The organism is Pseudomonas sp. ARP3 (assembly GCF_001029595.1).
GTDB lineage: Bacteria > Pseudomonadota > Gammaproteobacteria > Pseudomonadales > Pseudomonadaceae > Aquipseudomonas > Aquipseudomonas rhodesiae.
The window spans coordinates 62,023-81,181 of the sequence record NZ_LEKF01000026.1 but is presented as its reverse complement, the minus strand read 5'-3'; the positions used below and the strand labels follow the sequence as shown (position 1 = coordinate 81,181).

General features: G+C 60.9%; 16 protein-coding genes and 2 pseudogenes. 9 read left to right on the top strand and 9 right to left on the bottom strand.

What is annotated here, in order from left to right:
- Positions 1-14: 14 nt before the first annotated feature.
- Complete coding sequence (locus ABX75_RS24035; protein WP_034137727.1) at positions 15-266, bottom strand: hypothetical protein; 252 nt, start codon at positions 264-266, stop codon at positions 15-17.
- A 134-nt stretch (positions 267-400) separates the two neighbouring features.
- Between ABX75_RS24035 and nhaR the strand changes: the two genes are divergently transcribed.
- Positions 401-1,303 (top strand): transcriptional activator NhaR, encoded by a 903-nt coding sequence (nhaR, locus tag ABX75_RS24030; protein WP_034096860.1) that lies wholly within the window; start codon positions 401-403, stop codon positions 1,301-1,303.
- Between the two features lie 4 nt (positions 1,304-1,307).
- On the opposite strand, the gene ABX75_RS24025 is transcribed toward nhaR, so the two are convergent.
- Positions 1,308-2,465: an MFS transporter gene (locus tag ABX75_RS24025; protein WP_034096859.1), complete on the bottom strand. Its 1,158-nt coding sequence runs from the start codon at positions 2,463-2,465 to the stop codon at positions 1,308-1,310.
- A 232-nt stretch (positions 2,466-2,697) separates the two neighbouring features.
- Here ABX75_RS24025 and sstT point away from each other — a divergent pair, with 232 nt between their 5' ends.
- Positions 2,698-3,909, top strand: coding sequence for a serine/threonine transporter SstT (gene sstT / locus ABX75_RS24020; protein WP_034096858.1), 1,212 nt, complete (start codon positions 2,698-2,700; stop codon positions 3,907-3,909).
- Positions 3,910-3,957: 48 nt separating this feature from the next.
- Here the strand turns inward: sstT and ABX75_RS24015 are convergent, their stop codons facing one another.
- Entirely contained in the window at positions 3,958-6,744 is a 2,787-nt protein-coding gene (locus tag ABX75_RS24015) for a hypothetical protein (protein ID WP_053060109.1), read from the bottom strand.
- Positions 6,745-6,942: 198 nt separating this feature from the next.
- On the bottom strand, positions 6,943-7,452 hold the full coding sequence (locus ABX75_RS24010; protein ID WP_034096857.1) for a DUF1993 family protein: 510 nt from the start codon (positions 7,450-7,452) through the stop codon (positions 6,943-6,945).
- Between the two features lie 117 nt (positions 7,453-7,569).
- Between ABX75_RS24010 and ABX75_RS24005 the strand changes: the two genes are divergently transcribed.
- Positions 7,570-8,220, top strand: a complete 651-nt coding sequence (locus ABX75_RS24005) for a YceH family protein (protein WP_034096856.1) — start codon at positions 7,570-7,572, stop codon at positions 8,218-8,220.
- Between the two features lie 742 nt (positions 8,221-8,962).
- Here ABX75_RS24005 and ABX75_RS24000 read toward each other — a convergent pair.
- Positions 8,963-9,781: a shikimate 5-dehydrogenase gene (locus ABX75_RS24000; RefSeq protein ID WP_034096855.1), complete on the bottom strand. Its 819-nt coding sequence runs from the start codon at positions 9,779-9,781 to the stop codon at positions 8,963-8,965.
- A gap of 156 nt (positions 9,782-9,937) precedes the next feature.
- Here ABX75_RS24000 and ABX75_RS23995 point away from each other — a divergent pair, with 156 nt between their 5' ends.
- From ABX75_RS23995 to ABX75_RS23985, 3 genes are all read left to right on the top strand, one after another.
- Positions 9,938-10,291 (top strand): hypothetical protein, encoded by a 354-nt coding sequence (locus ABX75_RS23995; RefSeq protein WP_034096854.1) that lies wholly within the window; start codon positions 9,938-9,940, stop codon positions 10,289-10,291.
- 225 nt (positions 10,292-10,516) lie between these two features.
- Positions 10,517-10,711 carry a hypothetical protein gene (locus ABX75_RS23990; protein WP_003173044.1) on the top strand — a complete coding sequence of 65 codons (195 nt, stop codon included), beginning with the start codon at positions 10,517-10,519 and terminating at the stop codon, positions 10,709-10,711.
- Between the two features lie 91 nt (positions 10,712-10,802).
- Positions 10,803-10,982 carry a hypothetical protein gene (locus ABX75_RS23985; protein WP_034096853.1) on the top strand — a complete coding sequence of 60 codons (180 nt, stop codon included), beginning with the start codon at positions 10,803-10,805 and terminating at the stop codon, positions 10,980-10,982.
- 10 nt (positions 10,983-10,992) lie between these two features.
- Here the strand turns inward: ABX75_RS23985 and ABX75_RS23980 are convergent, their stop codons facing one another.
- Complete coding sequence (locus ABX75_RS23980; RefSeq protein ID WP_034096852.1) at positions 10,993-12,060, bottom strand: AI-2E family transporter; 1,068 nt, start codon at positions 12,058-12,060, stop codon at positions 10,993-10,995.
- Between the two features lie 270 nt (positions 12,061-12,330).
- On the opposite strand from ABX75_RS23980, the gene yegQ reads away from it, so the two are divergent.
- On the top strand, positions 12,331-13,650 hold the full coding sequence (gene yegQ / locus ABX75_RS23975) for a tRNA 5-hydroxyuridine modification protein YegQ (protein ID WP_047882798.1): 1,320 nt from the start codon (positions 12,331-12,333) through the stop codon (positions 13,648-13,650).
- Here yegQ and ABX75_RS30110 read toward each other — a convergent pair whose 3' ends face one another.
- The 3 genes and pseudogenes from ABX75_RS30110 to ABX75_RS23965 form a co-directional block, all read right to left on the bottom strand.
- Positions 13,651-14,406: a methyl-accepting chemotaxis protein gene (locus ABX75_RS30110; RefSeq protein WP_371264008.1), complete on the bottom strand. Its 756-nt coding sequence runs from the start codon at positions 14,404-14,406 to the stop codon at positions 13,651-13,653.
- A gap of 102 nt (positions 14,407-14,508) precedes the next feature.
- Positions 14,509-15,330, bottom strand: a pseudogene (locus ABX75_RS30105) (cache domain-containing protein); the annotation flags it as partial.
- 94 nt (positions 15,331-15,424) lie between these two features.
- Positions 15,425-16,744 carry a Na+/H+ antiporter family protein gene (locus ABX75_RS23965; protein WP_167389905.1) on the bottom strand — a complete coding sequence of 440 codons (1,320 nt, stop codon included), beginning with the start codon at positions 16,742-16,744 and terminating at the stop codon, positions 15,425-15,427.
- Between the two features lie 251 nt (positions 16,745-16,995).
- Here ABX75_RS23965 and ABX75_RS30100 point away from each other — a divergent pair.
- A pseudogene (locus ABX75_RS30100) lies at positions 16,996-18,285 on the top strand (HAMP domain-containing protein); the annotation flags it as partial.
- Positions 18,286-18,387: 102 nt separating this feature from the next.
- Positions 18,388-19,143 carry a methyl-accepting chemotaxis protein gene (locus tag ABX75_RS30095; protein WP_371264007.1) on the top strand — a complete coding sequence of 252 codons (756 nt, stop codon included), beginning with the start codon at positions 18,388-18,390 and terminating at the stop codon, positions 19,141-19,143.
- The last annotated feature ends 16 nt before the right edge of the window (positions 19,144-19,159 follow it).

Below are 19,159 nucleotides of genomic sequence, written 5' to 3'. Positions count from 1 at the left end.
GGTGTGCTGGAGAATTAGGTTTCTTGGCTATTCGATTCGTCGGTTTTATCAGCCTGATCGTCTTTCTTCTGCGGGTTGATCAGGCCTTGGGTGGCTTCACTCAGGGCTTGCTCGGCGGCTTTCTGGGTATCGTCGATTGCCTGCTTGGCCGATTCCGAGGCCTTGCCGATCACCTGCTGCGCACTTTTTTCGACCTGATCGCAACCGCTGATCATCACCAATGAAAGCGCAAGCAACGAGGCCGCGCCGAAAGAATTGAGTTTCATGCTGTATCCCTCGTTAGAACGCTTGGGTCCCAATAGTGGCCCCGCGATAGCGACGCATTCTATGCAGAGCAACACTTCAGCAAAATTCGTATTTTTCCCGCGTATACTTCGCTTTTTACGAAGTGACCACCCTCATGCTTAATTATCGACAACTGCATTACTTCTGGGTCGTGGCCAAAACCGGCAGCATCGTGCGTGCGTGCGAGCAATTAAACCTCACGCCCCAGACCATCAGCGGGCAACTCAGCCTGCTTGAACAGACGTTCGGCATCGCGTTGTTTCAGCGGGTCGGGCGCCAACTGGAGCTGACCGAAGCCGGGCGGCAAGCGCTGCCCTATGCCGAACAGATGTTCCAGACCGGCAATGAGTTGGAAGCCATGCTGCGCGCGCAGCCCAAGGAGCAGCAGATTGTGTTTCGGGTCGGAGTGGCGGATGTGGTGCCCAAATCCATCGTTTATCGGCTGATCGCACCGACCATGGAATTGAGCGAGCCGCTGCGTATTACCTGCCGCGAGGACAAACTCGAGCGCCTGCTGGCGGATCTGGCGATCCAGCGCTTGGACCTGGTGATTTCCGACAGCCCCATGCCCACGCACCTGGATATCAAAGGCTACAGCCAGAAACTGGGAGAGTGCGGCATCAGTTTTTTCGCCACCCAAGCATTGGCCGACCGCCATACCGGCCCATTCCCACAGTGCCTGCACGGCGCGCCGCTGCTGATTCCCGGCGCGGAAACCGTAGTGCGTAGCCGCTTGCAGCGCTGGTTCGCCGAGCAGCAGATCCAGCCGAAGATCATCGGCGAGTTCGACGACAGCGCCTTGATGCAGGCGTTTGGCCAATCCGGCAGCGGGATTTTCATCGCCCCCAGCGTGATTGCCGACGAGGTGGTGCGCCAGTACGGTGTGGCGCTGATCGGCCAGACCGACGCGGTCACCGAGTCGTTCTATGCGATCTCGGTGGAGCGCAAGGTCAAGCACCCGGGCATCGTGGCGATTACCGAAGGCGCGCGGCGCGAATTGTTCACTGCCCTGCCCTGACCGCTCAGGCGTTGGACGCCACCGGCTGCCTGGCGGTCATCAGCCACAGCGCCAGCAGGATCGACACCAGGATAAACCCAGACGCCGCGAACCCCAGGCTGCCGAGGCCGAAGGTATCGATCACATGACCACCGACCATCGCCCCCAAGCCGATGCCCAGGTTGGCCCCGGCAATGTTCAGCGACGCGGCGAACGCCGGCGCATGGGGCGCGGCCTTCATCAGCCGCACATGGCTGACCAGGAACAGCGCCGCCTGGGTCACACCCCACACCGCCATCGCCGCCGCCAGGCCGATGGTGGAATGAATGGCCGGCACCAGCGCGACCATGCCCGCGATCATAAACCCGCAGAACACCATGGATGCGATCAACGGATGGCGATCCACCGCACGGCCGCCCAAGGCATTGCCAAGCAAGCCCACCGCGCCAAAGCCCATCAGACACCAGCCCACTAACGTGCCATCGAAGCCGGCCAGGCGTTCAAGGATGTCCGCCAGGTAGGTATAGGCAGTGAACATACCGCTGAATACCAGGATCGACAGCAGGATATGGCCCTGCATCAAGGGGTTGCGCAGGATCTTGAACTGCGAGCGCAGACTCACTTGATCGTTCTTCGGCCGGGTTACCGGCAGGTAGATGAACAACAGCAAGGCCTTGGCCAGGGCCACCACCGCCAGAATGGCGAACGCCGTGCGCCAGCCGAACGCATCGGAAATCAACGTGCCCACTGGGATGCCGAACACCGTGGCGCAGACGATGCCGAAACCGATCTTCTCAATGGCGCGCCCGGCGTAGTCCGGGCCGACGATGTCCACCGCCGTCTCGCTTGCCAAGGCCCAGAACACCGGCAAGCCCAGGGCCGGGATCAGTCGTGCCAATGCCATCACCCAGATATTCGGCGCCAGCGCGGCCACGGCGTTGGCCGCGCCGAACAGAATCAGAATGCTGATAAACAGACGCTTGCGTGGGAAACGCGCGCAATAGGCCGTCAGAAACGGCCCGAACGCCGCCACGGTAAACGCAAACAAGGTCACCAACAGCCCGGCTTGGGACACGCTGACATTCAGGTCGCGGGCAATCGATGGCAGCAGCCCGACAATGATGAATTCCGTGGTCAGCACGGTAAAACCGGCGGCCGACAGCAGCAGGATGGGAAACAGCATGAAAACTCCAGAAACAACGACATCAACGACAGCCCGAAGGGCCCGCTGACGGATAGGAAAGGTGAGAGGCCAGAAGCTTAACAGAGTATGTCCGGCTTTGGCCAAAGCGGGTGACGCGATGCCGCAGCCGCCAGAGCACGCACCACAGCATGCTAGACTTCGCGCCCTGCTTCCTACAGCCCCTTCTGCTCATGGGGCTGCGCACATTAAAAAAACTAGAGACAACCTCTTTATGACTGCTGCCCCTTCGCTCCTTAAACGCCTGACCCGCGTCAGCCTGGTCACGCAAATCGTTATCGGCTTGATCGCCGGGATTCTCCTGGCATTGCTACTGCCCGAAGCAGCCAAAGCCACCGGGTTTATCGGCAAGGTGTTCGTCACCGCGCTCAAGGCCGTGGCGCCGATTCTAGTGTTTGTGCTGGTAATGGCGTCGATCGCCAACCATAAGCACGGCCAGGAAACCCATATTCGCCCAATCCTGTTCCTGTATTTGCTCGGCACGTTCGCCGCCGCCGTGGTCGCGGTGGTCGCCAGCATGTGGTTCCCGTCAACACTGGTGTTGGCCACCCATGACGCCACAGTGAGCGCGCCCGGCGGTATCGGCGAAGTTTTGCAAAGCCTGTTGCTGAGCGTGGTGGACAATCCGGTAAGCGCGCTGATGAATGCCAATTTCATCGGCATCCTGGCCTGGGCCATTGGCATGGGCATCGCGATCCGGCATGCCGGCGAAACCACCCGCACTGTGCTCGATGACCTGTCCAACGGCGTGACCTTGATTGTGCGCGTGGTGATTCGCTTTGCGCCGCTGGGCATTTTCGGCCTGGTGGCCTCCACCTTGGCCACCTCCGGGTTCAGCGCCCTGCTCGGCTACGCCCATCTGCTGGTGGTGCTGATCGGCTGCATGCTGTTCGTCGCGCTGGTGATCAACCCGGCCATTGTGTTCTGGAAACTGCGCCGCAACCCGTACCCGCTGGTACTGCTGTGCCTGCGCGAAAGCGGCATCACTGCGTTCTTCACCCGCAGCTCGGCGGCGAACATTCCAGTCAACCTTGCATTGAGCGAGCGCCTCGGCCTGCATGAGGACACCTATTCGGTGTCGATCCCGCTGGGCGCCACCATCAACATGGCCGGCGCCGCGATCACCATTACCGTGCTGAGCCTGGCCGCCGTGCACACACTGGGCATCAGTGTCGACCTGCCGACCGCCGTGTTACTCAGCGTGGTCGCGGCCATTTGTGCCTGCGGCGCCTCGGGCGTGGCCGGCGGTTCGTTGTTGCTGATTCCCCTGGCGTGCAGCCTGTTCGGCATCCCGAGTGAGATCGCCATGCAGGTGGTCGCCGTAGGTTTCATCATCGGTGTACTGCAGGATTCGGCGGAAACCGCGCTCAATTCGTCCACCGATGTGCTGTTCACTGCGGCAGCGTGCCTGGGCAAACAAAGATAACCGATCCCCCGGGACGGCCTGTTCAAGGGCTGTCCCGGGGCGAAAGCATCAAGCACTGGTGCTATCAGGACTGAAGCCTTCAAGCGGTACGCCAAAACGCGAACGGGTTGTCCGATCATAGCCGTACCATTTCCCGGTTATTTCATCCAACTGAGCCGTGATACGTATTGAGTCGCCGAGGGTATTTGTATAAGTGCCGACGGTGACGCCATCTTTTTTATCCTGATGAGCCCGGTCCACACCGCGATTCGCCGCAATGATGCGCCAGGTGGAGGTCCCTTTGCCCCATGCCGACTGCCACCAAGGCAGGCCTCTGGAGACGATGGCTTTTCCTCCGGCAAACGGGTTGGCCGCGCTGATCGCACCCCGTGTCAGGATGCCGCCAGCCCGGCCTGAAAGCCCGGGGCCCAGCCTCGCGATTTTAGCCCCTGCGAAAATGCCTCCCACCGCAAACCCCAACACGTCAAATGCCAGAAAACCAAGCCCCTCGCCTACCTTTCCCTTTTGAAACCTATCGATAGCGGACGCAAAAGGCACCAAGGTCCGGGTCACCGCCTGTATCTCTTCAAACACCGTCACTTCGGTATCGAATGTGGTGATGCCCCTGGCTTTCTGGACTAGCACTTCTCGCTCTCCGGGTTTGAAGATATTGCTCAGCACGGTATCGGTGATGTACTGAGTCCGGTCAGACGTGAAGGTTTGCACAGGCCCCGGGGCCTTTTCCCGTGCGCGTCGTTTCTGCTGTGCCTCTTCTCCATCTGCCACCACTTCGCGAATCGACGGGCGGCTGTAGATTCGCCTGACGCCAGGATTGGCTCGCTCAGTCAAGGGACCGGACCATTCACCCTTCAGACCCGGTTTCAGGTCGCCCGTCAAATCAGTGCGCTTGCGGATATAACCCTGCTGGGGGTTGACCTCATAGACCGTTTTGGTTGCCCCATACTTCGTGACGAACAATAACGAACGGCTATCAGCGGGCTGCTCACTCACCCTTTTTTCAGGCCCCCGATACTTTCCCCAACTCTCACGACTCGAGGTGGTTTTTTCTTCGGCATAAACGCTCAGCTCGCCATACTCCAGGGCTTCTCTGTCCTGCACAGGCAGTTGGGACATCAAGTGTTTGACCGTGACACCCATGGCCTCCTGGAGCGCGTCGTAGTAGTCGGAGACTTCCTTTTCATAGTTGTCGATGGGCGGAATGCGCCGGAACGTTTCGAACATGTCAGCAAAGGGCACTGCAGGGTCAGTGGAGTACCAGCGGGTATGCAATTGCGGTTCGAGATAAATATCCAGAATCGAATAAGGCCCCCGCAAATACTGATGAGCCTCGGTGGGCATCAGCACCTTGGCTTCAAAATCGACATTAGGGAATTTCCCCGATAAATGCTCCTTGAGGATCTGCAGCGCTTTTTCCTTACGGGGCACTAATGGCTCACGTTGCGCGTCGGAGGCTTTTTTCAGGGTCTCCAAGCGTTCGCTGGAGAGCGTGCGCGCCCTCTCAATTTCGTCGTCCGTGTAATTGTTGTCATCGCGCTTTGCAATTGCACCGTCCGCTACGGCCCAGTGGATCAACGCCTCCCGCCCCGCCAAGGCTTCCACGTCTCTTTCGGCGCTGCTAACGGGCTCAAGGTCGTTCTTGACCAACGCCTCATAGGTCTGCCCTGCTGCCGAGCCAGGCGTGTGGAAGTTGGCCTTGGCGACGATGGCTTTGAGGCCAACCCATCCCGGCGAACCATAGGTGATAGAAGCTGGAACGTCTTTGACCAGCAGCTCTGGCGCGTGGTGTGACAGTAACAAATACGCTACGACTGGCGCGTTTCGGCCGTAGGTCTGCGCCAGATGGTCAGTCAGCCCTTTCACCACCGACGACAAGGGTTTACCCCAATTATCGCGCTGGGACAGATCATAGCCGGCCAGCTTGTTTTTTTCGTTTGGATGCATCACCGAATGGCCATTGGCCCCCACCTGAAGCATTGAAAGCAGCCAATCCTGAGGACTGCCGGCCCCGTTGAACCGCGCCCGCAGCTGCTCACCTACCGTTCGTGCGGCCGGTGCATTGATCATGTTCAGCAGGGCGGTGCGCGGATCCTTCAGCTCGGCATCTGACCATTGATGGCGTTGAAGCATCAGCACCGCTCCGTTATTCGTCGCCGGCAGGTCACCGTGCTGGAGCGAACGATACACGTCGGAGCTGGAAGCCTCGTGAATCGCTTTTTGGGTGGATTGATCAAGGGGAATCGGCCAGGACAACCCACCGCCCAGATCGCCGGATGGCAACGGCGAGGACCGATAAAGGCGGAACACGGCCCCGCTCATATTCCGCACCTCGGCCATCGTGGTCGGTCGCTCCCAGCCAAGGCCATCAATGAAATCTAAAAGATTCACGCGCTGCCCGGCCTTTGACTCGTTATTGAGTTGAAAGCCGGAATCAGGGTCCAGTTGGATCCATTGACTGCGCAAATAATTGGTGAACCCTTGGGCGCGGTCGTAAGGCCGGCCCCCCGGATATCGGTAAGCATGCAAAGCCGCCTGTTCATCCAGATACTTGTCGCCTTTTACGTACACGTTCAGCAACCCATGCACGAACTTCTCAAGGTCGCGTCGATTGCCCGCATCGCGTTTATCGGCGCTCTGCGCCTGTTCAGTGCTTCCTTCATTTGCTTCCGAGGGCGGGGTTTGGCCCACCGCCGTTGCCTCGCCCGATGCCTCTCGCCGGACACGGGTGTTCGGGCCGGGCAAAACCGAAGAGGCGCCCTGACTATCCAGCACAGGCGAGGACGTGTGCGACGAAGAAAAACGCGATACAGCAGCTGACAGGTGGGGCGTCGTGATCATCTAAAGCCTCTCATACACTCACGGGGATTGGGGGGAGGCACATGCCTCATCGCCTGGTGAGTGCCGCGGCAGAAAGACTTGGTTCACCGCCCTTCTGTAACCTTTTCCGACAAGGTCAGGGAATTCATAACCGCCACCCATAAAAAAACCCGGTGCCGTTCAACGTGGAACGACACCGGGCTTTTTTGACGCTTGAGCTTAGAAAGCGCCCATGTAGTCGCGCTTGCCCACTTCCACGCCGTTGTGACGCAGCAGCGCATACGCGGTGGTGACGTGGAAGAAGAACTGCGGCAGGCCGTATGTCAGCAAGTAGGACTGGCCGCTGAAGCGCTTCTCTTTCGGGGTGCCTGGACGGGTGACGATTTCGATGCCTTCCTTGCCGTCGATTTGCTCGGCCTTGAGGGTGTCGATAAAGGCCAGCACCTTGGCGATCAGGGCTTGCAGGTCGGCGAAGGTCACTTCGTTGTCGTCATATTTAGGCACTTCGATCTCGGCCAGGCGCGCAGAAACGCCCTTGGCGAAGTCGACGGCGATCTGCACCTGGCGCACCAGCGGGAACATGTCAGGAAACAGACGCGCTTGCAGCAAGGCATTGGGCTCGATGTTCTTGGCCGTAGCGTGGGCTTCGGCCTTGTTCAGCACATCGCTCAGGGCGTTGAGCATTTGTTTGAACACAGGAACGGAGGCGGCGTACAGGGAAATAGTCATGGCACTCTCATCGGTAATGGCGGGGTTGCAACCAGCGGCGATTATAGCCATGCCCGCTGCTTGTCTTTTATTTTTTCAGGGATAGGCTAAGGACCTTCACTGCATAGGGAACGCGCGATGACCGCCGAGCACGACACCGATACCCCTGAGCCGCGCCTGAACAGCACGGAAATCCGCCTGCTGGGCTGCCTGATCGAAAAACAGGCGACCAACCCGGAAACCTACCCCCTGACTCTCAACGCTCTGGTATTGGCCTGCAACCAGAAAACCAGCCGCGAGCCGGTGATGAACCTCAGCCAGGGCCAGGTGGGCCAGAGCCTGCGTGCGCTGGAGGGCCAAGGCTTCACTCGTCTGGTGATGGGCAGCCGTGCCGACCGCTGGGAACATCGGGTGGACAAGGCGCTGGAACTGGTACCGGCCCAGGTGATCCTGATCGGGTTGTTGTTCCTGCGCGGCCCGCAGACGGTCAACGAACTGCTCACTCGCAGCGCTCGCATGCATGATTTCGAGGACGTCGAACAGGTCGTGCACCAGCTCGAACGCCTGATCGCCCGCGGGCTGGCGGTGCTGGTACCGCGTCAGGCTGGGCAGCGGGAAGACCGGTACACCCACGCGCTGGGCGATCCGGCGGATATCGAGGCGATTATCGCGGCGCGGGCAAGCCCGGTGGAGCGTGGCACCAGCGGGGTGTCCGCCGAACGTATCGAAGAGCTGGAAGCGCGAATCGCCGCGCTGGAGGAACGCTTGGCACAGTTGGAACAGGCCTGACTCAGTAATAGGTGGGGCCGGGGGGCCGATGGCGGTGAGCCAGCCAACACCCTCATCGCCTGATAGATCTATATCGGGGGCAAGCCCCCTCCCACCTTGGATCTACGCTTGCCTTGAGCTTGGCGCGCCGACCGTTGGGACCCGAGCTCGAGTGAGCGCTGTCCAACCTGTGGAAGGGGCTTGCCCCCGAGGGCGGTGAGCCAGTCAATACCCTCATCGCCTGATGGACCTATATCGGGGGCAAGCCCCCCTCCCACCTTGGATCTGCGCTTGCCTTGAGCTTGGCGCGCCGTCCGTTGGGTCATCGAGTTCGAATGAACGCGGTCAAACCTGTGGGATGGGCTTGCCCCCGAAGGCAGTGAGCCAGTCAATACCCTCATCGCCTGATGGACCTATATCGGGTGCAAGCCCCCTCCCACCTTGGATCTGCGCTTGCCTTGAGCTTGGCGCGCCGACCGTTGGCTCACCGAGCTCGAGTGAACGCGGTCAAACCTGTGGGAGGGGGCTTGCCCCCGATGGCGGTGTGAAGCCAACACCCTCATCTCCCGATGGACCTATATCGGGGGCAAGCCCCCTCCCACCTTGGATCTGCATTTTGCCTTGAGCTCGGCGCGCCGTGCGTTGGGTCACTGAGTTCGAGTGAACGCGGTCAAACCTGTGGGAGGGGGCTTGCCCCCGATGGCGGTGAGCCGAACAATACCTCCATGTCTGATGGAGCTATATCCAGCTTCCCAGTGCTTTTTCAGAGACGGGCGAAGGCCACTGCTTTTTCGAATTGTTCCTGGGTCGGCCGCACGCCGGTATAGAGCACGAACTGTTCCAACGCCTGGATGGCGATTACTTCCAACCCGGTAATTACCTGTTTGCCGTTGGCTCGGGCATGCACAATCAACGGTGTTTCGGCGGGAATCGCCACCACATCGAAGACAGTCCGCGCAGTCTCGATAATGTCTGCGTCAAACGCCAATGCCTCCGCCTCCGCGCCGCCGGTCATGCCGATGGGCGTGACGTTTATCAGCATTTGCGGACGCAGACCGGTCATATCCGCCTGCCAGGCGTACCCCAGGTGCTGGGCCAGCGCGCGCCCCGCTCTCTCGTTACGCGCCACGATCACGCCGTTGGCGTAGCCACCGTCGCGCAGGGCACTGGCCACGGCCTTGGCCATGCCGCCGCTGCCACGCAGGGCGAAGGTGGAATCCTGTGGGACCGCATGCTTTTTCAGCAGTTGCTCGACGGCGATGTAGTCTGTGTTGTAGGCCTTGAGATGGCCGTGGGTGTTGACGATGGTGTTTAACGAATCGATGGCTTGAACCGAATCGTCGAGTTCGTCCACCAAGGCAATGGCCGCCTCCTTGAATGGCATGGACACCCCGCAACCCCGGATCCCCAAGGCCCGGATACCGCCGATCGCGCCGGGCAAATCCTGGCTGCTGAAGGCCTTATAGTAAAAATTCAGACCCAACTGCTCGTACAGATGGTTATGAAACCGCAAGCCGAAATTACCGGGGCGCGCCGACAGTGACATGCACAGCTGGGTGTCCTTGTTGGGGTGCATCTGCATGGAAAACTCCTGTGAGTAAGCAAATCGGTACAGACCTTACACAACCTTTACCTAGCGGCCGTGCTGTTTTTCAGAAATACGTTGTCTTAAAAGTATCCCCGCGACATGACTTGAGTCCATTGATGGCAGGACACGAGCGCAGGGGCTAACCGAGGAATGACCATGATTCGTACAATCCCCAAGATCGCCTTGCTGGTAGGTGCACTCGCTATGGCTGGCCAAGCCTCCGCCCACGGTGGTGGATGGGCGGGGCCGGCTGCCTTGGGTGCGTTGGTCGGCGCCGCCGTGGTGGGCTCGGTGGTGGCCAGCCAACCCCGCGAAGTCTACGTGCAGCAACCGGTGTATGTGCAGCCGCAGCCTGTCTACGCCGCTCCGCCGCCGGTCTACTACGCTCCACCGCCGCCTGTGTATGTGCAACAGCAAGTGTATTACCGCCCGGCGCCGGTCTATTACGGCCCACCGCGCGGTTACTATGGCCCGCCCCATGGTTACTACCGTCGTGGCTGGTAACCGTTCGATCTGAAACTGGCCTCGCAATCGTGCGAGGCCTTTTTTTTGCGCCGAGTCCGGTTTTATCGCGTCAAGGTCGCTATGGAGACAATGTCTGGTGCGCAATCGCACATGATAGACACCAATGTCTACTTGCTCGAACAGGGCTCGCGCTGTCATGTTTGCGTCACATAACCCTTTCACTATCGAGCCTGTCCACCCAATAACAATTAAGGACGATTAACCATGCCCACACAAAACCCACACCGCACCGCCGGCCTTTGCACCTCCAGCAAGGTGTACAGCGCCCTGACCGAACTCAAGCACCTGGAAGGTCACCGCAGCGCGAAGTTCCTCGCCTTGCTTGCGGAAAACCTGGTGCGCAAGGGCCTGCTCAACGAGCAGGAAGTGGTGAGCATGCTGGATCAAGTGGTGGACTGACGCGTGGCATCAATGTCGACTATCGAGACAGTTGATTTTTCCTCAGCCGCCATGGCCCGTAAGGTGACCCCTACCACGATTGGAGGTCCTTATGCCCACTGTTCATATCATGTCCGTCATCGGCAGTGCCGTCCCCGCCGCTCTGCGCGCCTCGGGGGTGTTGGCTTGCTGGTACTTGGTACGCGAAGGCGAGCCGATCACCGGCCCGCTGACATCGTTGAAAGCCGCCGAACACCAATTGAAAGCCACCACCTACCAGTTGGAAGCCTGACGCTACCGGTTTACGGCAATGGCAACTTGACCCGCGGCTTGCTCTCGACAAACAGCGCCCAACTGGACATGAACAGCGCCGCCACCAGCGGTCCGATCACAAACCCGTTAAGGCCAAACACTGACAAGCCGCCCAGGGTCGAGATCAGGATCAGGTAATCCGGCATCTTGGTGTCCTTGCCCACCAGGATCGGGCGCAGCACGTTGTCCACCAGGCCGATCACAAACACGCCGAACAACGCCAGCACCACGCCCTGCCAGATCGCCCCGCTCATCAGGAAATATGCCGCCACCGGCCCCCATACAATGCCCGCGCCCACCGCCGGCAGCAGTGAAAGAAATGCCATCAGCACCGCCCATAGCAGCGCGCTGGGAATGTCCAGGAACCAGAAAATCAACCCTCCCAACGCGCCCTGAGTCACGGCCACCAGCACGTTGCCCTTGACCGTGGCCCGCACCACGCGGTTGAACTTGAGCTGCAGGCGACGCTTTTGCGGTTCGGCCAACGGCACGGCGGTGCGCACCTTGCGTACCAGCTCCGGGCCGTCGCGCAAAAAGAAAAACAGCAGATACAGCATGATGAAAAAGCTCACCAGAAAATCGAAGGTGCCCTGACCGAAGCTGAACGCCTGAGTGGCGAAAAATTGGCTGCCCTGCATCGCGCTTTTTACGATTTTCTCACGCAGCCCTTCCAGGTTGCCCATGCCGAAGCGATCCAGCAGATGCTGGAAGTACGGCGGCAGGAAATTCTTGAACTGCTCGATATAGCCCGCCACATCCAGCTTGCCGCTTTCGATGTTCTTGTACAGCGTGGCCCCCTCTTGTACCAACAAGGCACTGGTGATGATCACCGGCAAAATCGCGACGATCAAACACGCAGTCAGGGTGGCCAGGGAGGTAAGGTTACGGTTCCAGCCGAATTTCAGCTGCACGCGGCGCTGCATGGGCGCAAAGATAATGCCGAGGATCACCGCCCAGAACACCGCGCCATAAAACGGCAGTAATATCCAGATAAAGGCAACGGTCACCAGGACCAGCAGTAACAACAGGGTTTTGAATTGCAGGGTGGTTTGGTTCATGTCCGGTCCATGTCAGAAAAGCATTGGGCCTGTGTAGGCCCTGATGCTTAGTCCGCTGCGAAACCTGGGAGTGCCCTTATTTATCGCACGCCCGCGAACTCCCCGCCTTGGACCCCACTCAAGAGCACCCGGATCGTCTTCTCCTAAGCTTTTATAACCGCGTTCGCGAATGCGGGCGCGTTGCTTTGCACAGCAGTGGTCTCAATGACTTGGATCAATAAACCTGCGCCCGCCCTGCACTACTCTCGCGCCTTTTTGCGACCCTACGCCATGCCCACTGTTATCGCTCCCGAACTGCTCGCCCCCGCCGGCACCCTGAAAAATATGCGCTACGCCTTCGCCTACGGCGCCGATGCGGTGTACGCCGGCCAACCGCGTTACAGCCTGCGGGTGCGCAATAACGAGTTCGATCACGCCAACCTGGCCCTGGGTATCCAGGAAGCGCATGCCCAGGGCAAGCGCTTCTATGTGGTGGTGAACATCGCGCCGCACAACGCCAAGCTCAAGACCTTCCTCAAGGACCTGGCACCGGTGATCGCCATGGGCCCGGATGCGCTGATCATGTCCGATCCAGGGCTGATCATGCTGGTGCGCCGACACTTTCCGCAGATGCCGATTCACTTGTCGGTGCAGGCCAATACGGTGAACTGGGCGAGCGTGGAGTTCTGGCAGCAGCAAGGGATCTGCCGGGTGATTCTGTCGCGGGAATTGTCGCTGGAGGAGATCGGCGAAATCCGTGAACAGGTGCCGGCCATGGAGCTGGAAGTGTTTGTCCACGGCGCCCTGTGCATGGCTTATTCCGGGCGCTGCCTGCTCTCGGGCTATATGAACAAGCGCGACGCCAACCAGGGCACCTGCACCAATGCCTGCCGCTGGAAGTACCAGGCCACTCCGGCGGTGGAAAACGCCACCGGCGAGATCGTGCAGCAATACGCGCCGGAACCGACCCTGGGTATCGGTGCGCCCACCGATCAGGTGTTTCTGTTACAGGAAGCCAACCGCCCCGACGAGCAGATGCCTGCGTTCGAGGACGAGCACGGCACCTACATCATGAACGCCAAGGACCTACGCGCCGTACAGCATGTGGAGCGCCTGACCCATATGGGCGTGCACTCGCTGAAGATCGAAGGCCGCACCAAGTCGCACTTCTATTGCGCGCGCACCACCCAGGTGTATCGCCGCGCCATCGACGATGCGGTGGCCGGTCGCGCGTTCGACCGCAACCTGATGACCGACCTCGACTCTTTGGCCCAGCGCGGCTACACCGAAGGTTTCCTGCGCCGGCACGTCCACGATGAGTACCAGAACTACCAGAACGGCAGTTCCGTCTCCGAGCGCCAGCAGTTTGTCGGCGAACTGACCGGCGAACGCCGGGGCGAGCTGGCCGAGGTCAAGGTCAAGAACCGCTTCGCCGTGGGCAATCACCTGGAATTGATGACGCCCACCGGCAATTTTCACTTCGACTTGGCCAGCCTGCGCAACGCCAAGGACGAAGCCATCGACGTAGCGCCGGGGGACGGGCACACGGTGTATATACCGCTGCCCGTTGAGATGGATTTGCGCTTTGGCTTGTTGATGCGCGACGTTTGATCAGATCCTGAACTGACCGACCAGTTGCCCCAGGCGCTGGCCCAGGTCCGCCAGGCTGCGCGACGTCTGGGCCCCCAGCTGGGTTTCATCGGCCACGCTGTCCACCGCCGAGGCAATCTGATGCACGCTGCGGTTGATCTCTTCGGCCACGGCGGTCTGTTCTTCGGCGGCGCTGGCGATCTGGGCGTTCATTGAATTGATGGTGGCAATCAGCTGGGCCATGGTGTCCAGCGACGCTCCGGCCTGGTTGGCCTGGGCCGAGGTGCCATCGCCGGCCTCGCTGGAACGGCGCATGGCTTCCACGGCGGCTTCGGTGCCGGTTTGCAGGCGGTCGATCATGCCCTGGATTTCTTGGGTGCTGGTCTGGGTGCGGCTGGCCAGGGCGCGCACTTCGTCGGCCACCACCGCAAAGCCACGACCGGCCTCCCCGGCCCGCGCGGCCTCGATGGCGGCGTTAAGGGCCAACAGGTTGGTCTGCTCGGCAATCGAGCGGATCACACTCAACACGCTGACAATCGACGTCACATCCTGTTGCAGGCTGTCGAGGGACACGCCGCTGCTGCGGATGTCGTTCACCAACGCGTGGATCTGCGCGATGCTGCCGTCCACCACGCGCTTGGCGGCCTGGCCTTCGGCGTCGGTCTGCTGCGCGGCCACCGAGGCGCCCTGGGCACTGCGCGCCACTTCCTGGGCGGCGGACGACATTTGATTGATGGCGGTGGCGACCTGGTCCGTCTCGTGGCGCTGGCGCTCCATGGCCTGCTCCGAGCGGTGGGCCTGGTCGGACACCTGGCCCACCAGGCCGGTGAGCTGAGCGGTCATTTCGGTGATCTGGCGCACCAGGCCGTGGATTTTGTCGACAAACCGGTTGAACGCGCCGGCCAGCTCGCCCAACTCGTCCTGGCTGGTGATGGCCAGGCGCCGAGTCAGGTCACCCTCGCCGGCGGCAATATCGTCGAGGTTGGCTTTCATCAAATGCAACGGACGCAAAATGGTATTGGCCAGCACCATGCCCGCAGCGGCGATCACCAGCAACACCACCACGGCCACGCCGAGGATACTCAGCAAAACACCTTCCATGCGCGCTTTGACCTTGGCCTCGACCACCGCCACCTGGGCTTCGATGCCGTCGAGGTTGACCGAGGTACCGATGACCATATCCCACTTGGGCAGGTAATCGGTGTAGCCAAGCTTGGGCACCAGTTCGGTCTGCCCCGGCTGGGTCGAGCTGTATTGCAGGTAATGACTACCGTCCTTGCCGACCTTGACCAGGTCGCGGTTGACGTAGACGCCATTGGGGTCGCGGTTGTCTTTGAAACTCTTGCCCACGCCGTCGGGGCTATTGCCCTTGAACAGGCGGATGGTCTCGGAGTCGTAGCCGAAGAAGTAACCGTCCTTGCCGTAGCTGATGTTGGACAGCAGCTTGACCACCTCGGCCCGCGCCGCCGTATCGCCAGGCGCGGCGGCATCGTAGAGCGGCTTGACGGTGCTCATAGCCACTTCCACGTAACTTTGCAAAGTGGCCTTAGCGTTATTGAGCAAGCGCTGGCGGGTTTCATCCACCTCACTGCGCGCCTGGCCCTGGAGGATCCACACCGTGGTGAGGCTGATGACCAGCGCGAACAGCAACACCGGCACAACGGCGAGGGACAGGACTTTGGCCTTCAGACTCAGACGCATGGCTTTTCTCTCTTATTAAGCGACTTGAGAGGGTATCGGCCGATGGAAAACTATCTGTAGGCGCGAGCGCGCTCGTTCCTACAGAGGCATGGGGTCAAAGGGACATCGCCGCCAGCCAGCCAAACGCCAGCAACGGGATGTTGTAGTGCAGGAATGTTGGCACCACGGTGTCCCAGATGTGGTGGTGCTGACCGTCGATATTCAGGCCGGAAGTCGGACCGAGGGTGGAGTCCGACGCAGGCGAGCCGGCATCGCCCAGGGCCCCCGCCGTGCCAACGATGCACACAATGGCCAGCGGGCTGAAGCCCAACTGTACGCACAACGGCACGAAGATCGCGGCCAGGATCGGCACCGTGGAAAACGACGAACCAATCCCCATGGTCACCAGTAGGCCCACCAGCAACATCAGCAGCGCGCCGACCCCACGGCTATGGCCGATGAACGCGGCCGAAGTTTCCACCAGCGAACGCACGTCTCCAGTGGCCTTGAGCACTTCGGCGAACCCCGAGGCTGCGATCATGATGAAGCCGATCATTGCCATCATCTTCATGCCTTCGGTGAACAGGTCGTCGGTCTCGCGCCAGCGCACGATGCCCGAGGCCGAGAAGATCAGGAACCCGGCCAGCGCACCGATGATCATCGAATCCAGCCACAGTTGAATGATGAACGCCGAGGCAATCGCCACGCCGGCCACCAGCAGGGTCAGCGGGTTGTACTGCACCGCCACCTGCTCGACCCGCTCGATTTTCGCCAGGTCGTACACGCGCTTTTTGCGGTAGCTGATAAACACCGCCACCAGCAGGCCGACCACCATGCCCAGCGCCGGCAGGCCCATGGCGTGGGTCACGTTGACCTGGCTGACGTCCACGCCGCTCTTGGCCACGTTGGCCAACAGGATCTGGTTAAGGAAGATATTGCCGAAGCCCACCGGCAGGAACATGTACGGCGTGATCAGGCCGAAGGTCATCACACAGGCGATCAAGCGCCGATCCAATTGCAGCTTGGTCAGCACATACAGCAGCGGCGGCACCAGCAGCGGGATAAACGCAATGTGAATCGGCAGGATGTTTTGCGATGCAATCGCCACCACCCACAGCAGACCGATCAGCAGCCATTTGACGTGACTGCCGCCGCTGGCGTCCTGGCGGTCCACCAACAGCAGGGCCTTGTCGGCCAGGGCATGGGCCAGGCCGGACTTGGCGATGGCCACCGCGAATGCACCGAGCAAGGCGTAGGACAACGCCACCGTCGCGCCCCCACCGAGGCCGCCGTTGAAGGCGCTGAGGGTGGCTTCGATCCCCAGGCCGCCGGTGAGACCGCCCACCAGGGCGCCGACAATAATGGCGATGACCACATGCACGCGGGACAGGCTAAGCACCAGCATGGTGCCGACCGCGGCGATGACTGCGTTAATCATGGTTACCTCAAGCAGAAACAGAAAAACAGGCATGCCCGCGCCCCAGCGCCCCATCGGAGGGCGGCCAGTGTGCAGGCTTCAAGGAGGTCTTATTAGAGGGCGGGCACTTTGCAGCAGGCGCGGCCCCATGTCAAAAGCCGCTGCCGAGGGACGCGCCGCTCCGGCAGGTTTAAATTGATCGTTTGAATAAAGAAAATCTTCCTGCGGCCGATAAACGGGCTCTTTGTGTTTTCAGGTAAGGATGTCCGATGTCGCTCAGACAACTCTCCATTCAATGGAAAATCACCCTGCTCGCCGGCCTCTGCCTGCTGGGAATCGTGAGCCTGCTGGTGGGTTTGTCGCTGTACCGCATGGCGCAGAGTTCCGAGCAGGTCAAAGCCTCCAGCATGCAGATGCTCAATGAAGCCGCCCAGGCGCGTATCGAGGCCCAGGGCGAGGTGCAGGCGCTGGGTATCCGTCGGCAATTCATGGACGCTTATCAATATGGCCATGGCTTTGCCCGCCAGGTGCTGTTCTTGCGCGAGCAGGCGGAGAAACGCTTTCTGGACGCCTTCGACACCCGCGAAGACCTGACCCGCCAAGTCAGAGCCGCGTTGCAGGCCAACCCGGACCTGTTGGGTCTGTCCTTGGTGTTCGAAGCCAATGCGCTGGACGGCAAGGATGAGCTGTTCGCCGGCCAAACCGAGCTGGGCAGCAACGACAAGGGCCGCTTCGCACTGTATTGGTCGCAGCCGACACCCGGCCAGTTGACCTCCATGGCATTGCCGGAAAGCGACATGACCGACACCACCGTCGGCCCTAGTGGCGAAAAGGCCAACGCCTGGTTCACCTGCCCGCGCAGCACCCTCAAGCCTTGCGTGATCGAACCCTACTTTTATGTGATCAACGGCCAGAACGTACTGATGACCAGCATCGTGTTTCCGTTGATGGCCAACGGCAAAGTCATCGCGTCGCTGTCGGTGGACATCAACCTCAACAGTTTGCAGGCCGTGAGCCAACAAGCCAGCGCCAAGCTGTACGACGGCCAGACCCACGTCAGCATCCTCAGCCCCACCGGCCTGCTCGCCGGCTACAGCGCGGACGCGAGCAAACTCAGCCAGCGTTTGGACCAGGTCGACCGCCGCAGCGGCGCTCAACTGATCGGAGCCCTGGCCGGCAGCACGGGCATCAGCAGCCTGCACACCGAACATCAACTGAAAGTGCTGGCGCCGTTCGCACCGATTCCCGACGGCAAGCCATGGGGCGTATTGCTGGACGTGCCGGAAAAAGTCCTGGTAGGTCCCGCCGAAGCCCTCAAGGCACAAATGGATGCGGACAACACGCGCGGCACCCTGCTGGAACTGAGCCTGGGCCTGCTGGCAGCGGTGATCGGCCTGATTCTGGTATGGCTGATGGCGCGCAGCGTGACCCGGCCGATCTTGGGGGTGGCGCACATGCTCGAAGACATCGCCAGCGGCGAAGGCGACCTGACGCGGCGCCTGGCCTATGACAAACGCGATGAACTGGGGCAACTGGCCGGCTGGTTCAACCGTTTCCTCGACAAACTGCAGCCGATCATTGCCGAGGTCAAACGCTCGGTACAAGACGCCCGTGGCACCGCCGACCAGTCGGCCGCGATCGCCACCCAGACCAGCGCCGGCATGGAGCAGCAGTACCGCCAGGTCGACCAGGTGGCCACCGCTTCCCATGAAATGAGCGCCACCGCCCAGGACGTGGCCCGCAGCGCGGCACAGGCGGCTCAGGCAGCGCGCGAGGCCGACCAGGCGACGCGCGATGGCCTCAACGTGATAGACCGCACCACCGCCAATATCGGTCAACTGGCGGCGGACATGAGCACCGCCATGACCCAGGTCGAAGGCCTTTCGGCCAACAGCGAGAAGATCGGTTCGGTGCTGGAAGTGATCCGAGGCATCGCCGAGCAGACCAATCTGCTGGCGCTCAATGCCGCGATTGAAGCCGCCCGTGCCGGTGAGGCCGGACGTGGCTTCGCAGTAGTGGCCGACGAAGTGCGCAACCTGGCGCAACGCACCCAGGCATCGGTGGAGGAAACCCGCCTGGTGATCGAGCACTTGCAGAGCGGCACCACCGACGTGGTCGGTGCCATGGGCAGCAGTTATCGCCAGGCCCAGGGCAGTGTCGAACAGGTCGGCCAGGCCGTCACCGCACTGCGCCAGATCGGCGACGCGGTCACCGTGATCAGCGATATGAACCTGCAAATCGCCAGTGCCGCGGAGGAGCAAAGCGCCGTCGCCGAAGAGATCAACCACAACGTGGCGACCATCCGCGATGTGACCGAATCGCTGTCGGAGCAGGCCAATGAATCGGCGCGGGTGAGCCAGGCGCTGAACAGCCTGGCCAATCAACAACAGGGGTTGATGGATCAGTTCCGGGTCTGACGCTTGAAGGCCACCC